Below are 6673 nucleotides of genomic sequence, written 5' to 3'. Positions count from 1 at the left end.
TAATTTATTGTACAAAAAAAGACTCTATATAGATAGATACTCTTTTTTTGAGTGTCTACTATATAGGGTCCATTTTATTTAATACTTGGTTTTATTTTTTTAATTAAAGAGTTATAGCTTATGGTTATTTATGATTATATAGTTAAAAAGGCGCCACCCAGATTTGAACTGGGGAATAAAGGTTTTGCAGACCTCTGCCTTACCACTTGGCTATAGCGCCAAATTACTTATAATTAAATATATGCAAATTTATATAAAATATTCATAAAATAAAATTAATTAGCATTTATAAAATATAAATAATAATCAACAATTTAATGATACAGACGTATTATATAAGAGATTATAAAACTAATAAACTTCCCCTATCGAAAAGTTTACTATTTCTTAGATATAATGGCTTTATATCATATTTATATAGAAACTCTTTAACCATCGTTCCAAAAGCATAGTGTTCTAATGAGCCAAAGAAGGCCATGCAATCATCTGAAATCATACCTCCAACACCACCGATAAATCCATAGTTTAACCCAGGAAGTTCAATATCTCCAAATGGAATCAGCAATACATCAAAGTTTTCTTTAACTAAAGCTTTATGTATTCCAGCATCATTAGTTATGATGGCATCTTCCCTTATAGGCAATATGGAGCATTTAGAATATCCTTGTTTAATATTTATATGCTTTTTGTTCTTACAATAGTTTAAGAGTTCTTTATCGCTGTACTTTAAGTTATGAATTAAATAATTTTCAGTAATATAGGCATTTAGCAATACGTTATTTGGATATTTTTCATGTAACGAAGAAAAGCTATTTATGTATTTAATACCTTTTTCATCTAATAATTTTTTAAAGTCATTATTAATATCTTTATTTATAATTATGGTCTTATTTTTTTTGCTTAAAATATTTAATTGTATATCAACATGACCGTCAATAGCTGAATAAAGATTATTAGCACGAGGAACTTTAATTACATCATAATTCATATTTTTTAGTGAATTAATTTCATCTAATGAGGTTCTATAATCAACAAAACTTATCATTATTTTTCTCCTTGATATAAATGTATTTATTATAAGATATAAAATATTCATAAAAAAATCAATATTTTATAATAAGTGTACACTCAACTTAGTATATAGAAAAAAATTTAATACATACTAATATTAAGAAAGGAGTGAAATCCATGCTTGTGATGAAGATAGTGCATAATGATGAAATAGATTTAGTCCACGAATTACAAGAGTTAAGAGAAATACTAAAAAAGAAAAATATAACTATAGGTCTTGTGGAAAGTGGAGAGGGAAGTTCGCATTTGATAAAAGTTATGTGCAATGAAGAGTGTTATAATGAGAAAATAAAAAGAATGATATATTTATATATAAGTAATATTTTATATAATATAGTAATTGAAAAATATAGAGAAAAAGAACTTTTTAATTTTTTGACAGAAACCTATTTCTTCTTAAAGCAAGAAGAAATATTAGAAGTTGAAGAAATGATTATGAAGGTTTTGAGAAGCGAAGAAAATTTAAAAGATGAAAAAATGATTTTCTGTATTAGCAAAATAAATTCAATAATTGAAAAGATTAAAACTTGTCTTGAAGAAAATGAAGAAATTAACATTAAAGGATTTATTACATTTAGAATGAAAGAATTGAGAGAGGATATAGAAGAAATTATAGACAAAGTAGTTGAGGAGTACATGGTAGAAAAGGAATATAAAGAGTTTGTAAAATTATTAAAATACTTTGTCGATATACAGGAAAGTAAAATAGAAAAAATCAACATTTATATCCACGAAGGTGGAGGATATGAATTAAAAGATGGATATGGTAATGACATTTTTAATGAATTTATGAAAGAATTATCAGAGTGCAAAATTGATACTGAAGCTAAAATAGAAGATATTATTATTAGTGGTTTAATAACTAATGCACCAAAGCAAGTAATTATACATCATAAAGAAAATTGCTTAAATGCAGAATTTATAGAAACAATAGTAAATGTATTCGGTGATAGAGTTTTTTATTGTACAGGATGTACAAATTGTAAAACATCAAAATTAAAAGTATAAAAGTAAAAAGTATAAAATTGAAAATTTAGGGTTGTATTATTTTATAAACAACCCTTTTATCATTTAAAAATAAATTTAATAAAAAAGAAAATATATAGCTTAATAAATTTAATGTTATTTAAATTTATTATTTATTTAACATAAGATAATTTAAGTAATAACTAAATATTTTATAAATACTATAAGCAGATTATTGAGAAAATCTTAAATACTATAAAATTTACCGTGGAATTACTATGAAAAGTTAATTAAAGATGGTAAAATACATGGTGAACTTTTAAATAATAAAAAGAAAAAAATAGAACAAAATAATATTATGATTCTTATCATTAGGAGGTGAAGTAATGAAATGGAATTTTAAAAGTAATATAAAATTAAAAGGAGTGCAAATATTAGCTTTAGGCTTTATAATAGTAATTTTAGTGGGAGCAATTTTACTTACTCTTCCCATTTCTAGTGTTAGCGGAGAAAGTACAGATTTTTTAGATGCATTATTCACTTCAACATCAGCAGTATGTGTTACTGGATTAGTTGTAGTGGATACAGGAAGCTATTGGAGTATGTTTGGACAAACGGTAATTATGATTCTTATAGAGATTGGTGGACTTGGATTCATGTCTTTTACTACTTTAATTGCAATTCTTTTAGGGAAAAAAATTACTTTGAGAGAAAGGCTAATTCTACAAGATGCTATGAATACCTTTAATATTCAAGGACTAGTAAAAATGGTTAGATATGTTTTAGTATTTACTATTTCAGTACAATTCTTTGGTGCATTATTATTATCAACTCAATTTGTACCTCAATTTGGCCCAGGAAAAGGGGTTTTTTATAGTATTTTTCATTCGATTTCAGCTTTTTGTAATGCTGGATTTGATGTTTTGGGAAAAGGAAATAGCTTAATGTCTTTCAATAATAATATAGTAATAATGATGGTTATTTCTATATTAATAATTATAGGTGGATTAGGTTTTACTGTTTGGAGTGAGCTATATACTTGTAAAAGTATAAAACGTGTTTCAATTCATTCAAAAATGGTTATTTTAATGACTACTGTATTAGTTTTAGGTGGAGCAATATTAATGTTTTTATTTGAACATAATAATTCAAACACTATTGCAGATATGTCATTTATTGATAAATTAATGAATTCCTTATTTGCTTCTATTACACCGAGAACAGCTGGATTTAACAGTATTTCTACAGAAGGAATGAGCACAGCTGGACAGTTTTTAACTATAATTTTAATGTTTATTGGTGGTTCGCCTGGTTCTACTGCAGGTGGTGTAAAAACTACTACAATAGGAGTTTTAATTGTAACTGTAATTTCAGTAATAAAAGGAAGAGAAGATTCTGAAGTATTTCAAAGAAGATTTAGTAAAGATTTAGTATATAAAGCATTTACATTATTATTTGTTGCATTTACTTTAGTTATTGTTGTCACTATGCTATTATCATATACAGAAAAAGGTGCAAGCTTTATAGCATTATTTTATGAAACAGTTTCAGCAATGGGAACAGCAGGTTTAACTTTAGGTTTGACACCAGAATTAAGTAGTGTAGGAAGAGTTCTAATAATAATGATGATGTATTTAGGAAGAGTGGGTCCTTTAACAGTTGTATTATCTATAACAAAGAAAAAGGTAAACTCTGGTATTAAATATCCAGAAGGAAAAATTTTAATAGGTTAGGGGAATAAAGATGGCAAATACTAAACAATTTGTAGTTATAGGATTAGGTAGATTTGGAGAATCAGTTGCTAAAACTTTATATTCACTAGGACATGATGTTTTAGCAATTGATATGGATGAAGATTCAGTACAAGAAATATCAGATAGTGTTACACATGCAGTACAAATGGATGCAACTGATGAAAATGCATTAAGAACATTAGGATTAAGAAACTTTGATGTTGCTGTAGTAACTATTGGATCAAATATTCAAGCTAGCGTAATGATTACTTTATTAGTTAAGGAACTGGGTGTAAAATATATAATTGCAAAAGGTCAAAGTGACTTACATGCAAAAGTATTATATAAAATTGGAGCTGATAGAGTAGTATTACCTGAAAAAGATATGGGAGTAAGAGTTGCTCATAACTTAGTATCAGCAAGTATTTTAGATTTTATAGAATTATCTCCAGATTATAGTATTATGGAATTAAGAGTACTAAATGAATGGGATGGTAAAACTTTAAAAGAGTTAAAACTTAGAAGTAGCTATGGAATAAATATTATGGCTATAAAGAAAGGTGAAAATATTGATATTTCACCAAAAGCAGAAGAGGTATTATCATCTGATGATATTATAGTAGCAATAGGATCAGCGGATGATTTAAGCAATTTAGAAGATATGTTAGTAAAGAGAAAATAAGAGGTGTAATGTTGGTAGTTATTGAAAGTAAAGACAATGCATTATTTAAGAATACAAGAAAGTTAAAAGAAAGGAAATATAGAACTAAAGAAAATAAATATATAATAGAGGGATTTAGATTAGTTCAAGAAGCATTTAAAGCTAAATGTAGTATTGAGTATTTAATTGTAAATGAACATGGTAAAGATAAAATAAATGATTATTTACAAGAATATGTGGATAATATTAAGATATATGAATTAAAAAATGAATTATTTACACAATTAGTTTCTACAGAAAATACTCAGGGAATTATAGCAGTAGTAAATATAAATAATTCTATTAAAGATATAAAGGGTGATTTTTATTTATTATGTGATAAGGTTCAAGACCCAGGAAATTTAGGAACTATTATTAGAACAGCGCATGCTGCAGGAGTTAATGCAATAATATTAACAAAAGGGACTGTAGATATATATAACGATAAGACAATAAGATCTACTATGGGTTCGATATTTTATGTACCTATTATTTACGATAATGATTTAAGCTTTTTAAAGAATCTTAAAGATGAAGGTTTTAGTTTAGTGGCAACATCACTAGAAGAATCAAAAAACTTTTTTGATGAAGATTTAAGTGGAAAAGTAATTTTATCAGTTGGAAATGAAGGTAACGGGATAAGTGATGAAATATTTGACTTGGCTGATAAAAAAGTTAAGATTCCAATGCCTGGTGGAGCAGAATCTTTAAATGTAGGAGTTGCAACTTCAATTATTTTATTCGAAAAAGTAAGACAAAAACTTTGTAAAAATTAATTTAAAACTGGGTATTGAAAAAAATCTTGGTTATTTGTATAATAAATTGTAAATAAATATTTAAAGACTGTGAATGAGAAAGTAAATTTGAGAAAGTGTTCAGGGAGAAAAGATCATAGACTGCAAGTCTTTTTACATGGACTCTTATTGAAGTTCCCTCAGGAGTCCTAACTGTGAAGTAATAGTAGTAGTTAGCGGTTGAAGCCGTTATTTAATTAAGATGGATATGAAATTATTTTTCATATCAATTAGGGTGGTAACGCGGATATTCCGTCCCTTTGTGGGGCAGGGTATCCTTTTTTTATGGGAAAATTTATAAAAGTATTTAAGTTTTTATAAATAAATGAAGATATTAAAAATAAATACGCCCATTAAAATTTTATTAAAGTAAGAAGGGAGAACAAACAATGCAAGAAAAATTATTAGCAATTAAAGAAGCTGCTTTTAATGAAATATCTGCTGCTGAAAATAGCGGAGCATTAGAAGAAATAAGAGTTAAATACCTTGGTAAAAAAGGTGAGCTTACTACAATATTAAGAGGTATGGGTTCATTAACACCAGAAGAAAGACCAATAGTTGGTAAATTAGTTAATGAGGCTAAAAGTGAAGTTGAAGCAAAATTAGAAGAGGTTGGAACTGCAATCAAAACTAAAGAAAAAAATGCTAAACTTGCAAGTGAAGTAATTGATATATCTCTTCCAGGGAAGAAGCAAGTTATAGGAAAGAGACATCCTCTTGATTTAACATTAGAAAGAATGAAAGAAATATTTATTTCAATGGGATTCAGTATAGAAGATGGTCCAGAAGTTGAGCTTGATCATTATAATTTTGAAGCTTTAAACATACCAAAGGATCATCCAGCAAGAAGTGAACAAGATACTTTCTATATTAATGATAATATAGTTTTAAGAACTCAAACTTCACCAATTCAAATTAGAACAATGGAAAATCAAGAGCCACCTATAAAGATGATATCTCCAGGGAAGGTATATAGATCAGATGCTGTAGATGCTACACATTCACCAATATTCTACCAAATGGAAGGTTTAGTAATTGATAAGGGAGTTACTTTTGCAGATTTAAAAGGAACTTTAGAGTTATTTGCTAAAAAGATGTTTGGGGATAAGGTTGTAACTAAGTTTAGACCACATCACTTCCCATTTACTGAACCATCAGCTGAAATGGATGCAACTTGTTTCGTTTGTGAAGGAAAAGGATGTAGAGTTTGTAAAGGAAGCGGATGGATTGAAATTTTAGGTTGTGGAATGGTTCACCCTAACGTTTTAAGAAACTGTGGAATTGATCCTGAAGTATATAGTGGATTTGCTTTTGGATTTGGTGTAGATAGAATGGTTATGCTTAAGTATGGAATTGATGATATAAGAGCATTATACGAAAGTGATATGAGATTTTTAAATCAATTTTAA

Annotated in this window: 6 protein-coding genes, 1 tRNA gene and 1 other annotated feature; of the genes, 5 read left to right on the top strand and 2 right to left on the bottom strand. The window is 27.2% G+C overall.

Going from position 1 to position 6673, the window contains the following annotated elements:
* Positions 1 to 148: 148 nt before the first annotated feature.
* Both ABUA17_RS05605 and ABUA17_RS05600 read right to left on the bottom strand, forming a co-directional pair.
* A tRNA-Cys gene (locus tag ABUA17_RS05605) sits at positions 149 to 220 on the bottom strand.
* Positions 221 to 343: 123 nt separating this feature from the next.
* Positions 344 to 1045 carry a DUF6873 family GME fold protein gene (locus ABUA17_RS05600; protein ID WP_042401293.1) on the bottom strand — a complete coding sequence of 234 codons (702 nt, stop codon included), beginning with the start codon at positions 1043 to 1045 and terminating at the stop codon, positions 344 to 346.
* A gap of 143 nt (positions 1046 to 1188) precedes the next feature.
* Between ABUA17_RS05600 and ytxC the strand changes: the two genes are divergently transcribed.
* The 5 genes from ytxC (at position 1189) to pheS (ending at position 6673) form a co-directional block, all read left to right on the top strand.
* The gene (gene ytxC / locus ABUA17_RS05595; RefSeq protein WP_042401296.1) at positions 1189 to 2079 is read left to right on the top strand and encodes a putative sporulation protein YtxC; all 891 of its coding nucleotides are present in this window, start codon (positions 1189 to 1191) and stop codon (positions 2077 to 2079) included.
* Positions 2080 to 2423: 344 nt separating this feature from the next.
* On the top strand, positions 2424 to 3770 hold the full coding sequence (locus ABUA17_RS05590) for a TrkH family potassium uptake protein (protein WP_042401299.1): 1347 nt from the start codon (positions 2424 to 2426) through the stop codon (positions 3768 to 3770).
* Between the two features lie 10 nt (positions 3771 to 3780).
* On the top strand, positions 3781 to 4452 hold the full coding sequence (locus ABUA17_RS05585; protein ID WP_042401302.1) for a potassium channel family protein: 672 nt from the start codon (positions 3781 to 3783) through the stop codon (positions 4450 to 4452).
* Positions 4453 to 4463: 11 nt separating this feature from the next.
* Positions 4464 to 5246: a TrmH family RNA methyltransferase gene (locus ABUA17_RS05580; protein WP_042401306.1), complete on the top strand. Its 783-nt coding sequence runs from the start codon at positions 4464 to 4466 to the stop codon at positions 5244 to 5246.
* Between the two features lie 60 nt (positions 5247 to 5306).
* Positions 5307 to 5527 (top strand) — a binding site (T-box leader).
* A gap of 126 nt (positions 5528 to 5653) precedes the next feature.
* Complete coding sequence (gene pheS / locus ABUA17_RS05575) at positions 5654 to 6673, top strand: phenylalanine--tRNA ligase subunit alpha (protein WP_042401310.1); 1020 nt, start codon at positions 5654 to 5656, stop codon at positions 6671 to 6673.

Source organism: Clostridium sp. RTP31139st1_H3_RTP31139_211217, assembly GCF_040227035.1.
Classification (GTDB): Bacteria; Bacillota; Clostridia; order Clostridiales; family Clostridiaceae; genus Clostridium; species Clostridium saudiense.
This window is presented reverse-complemented; position numbering and strand designations above follow the sequence as displayed.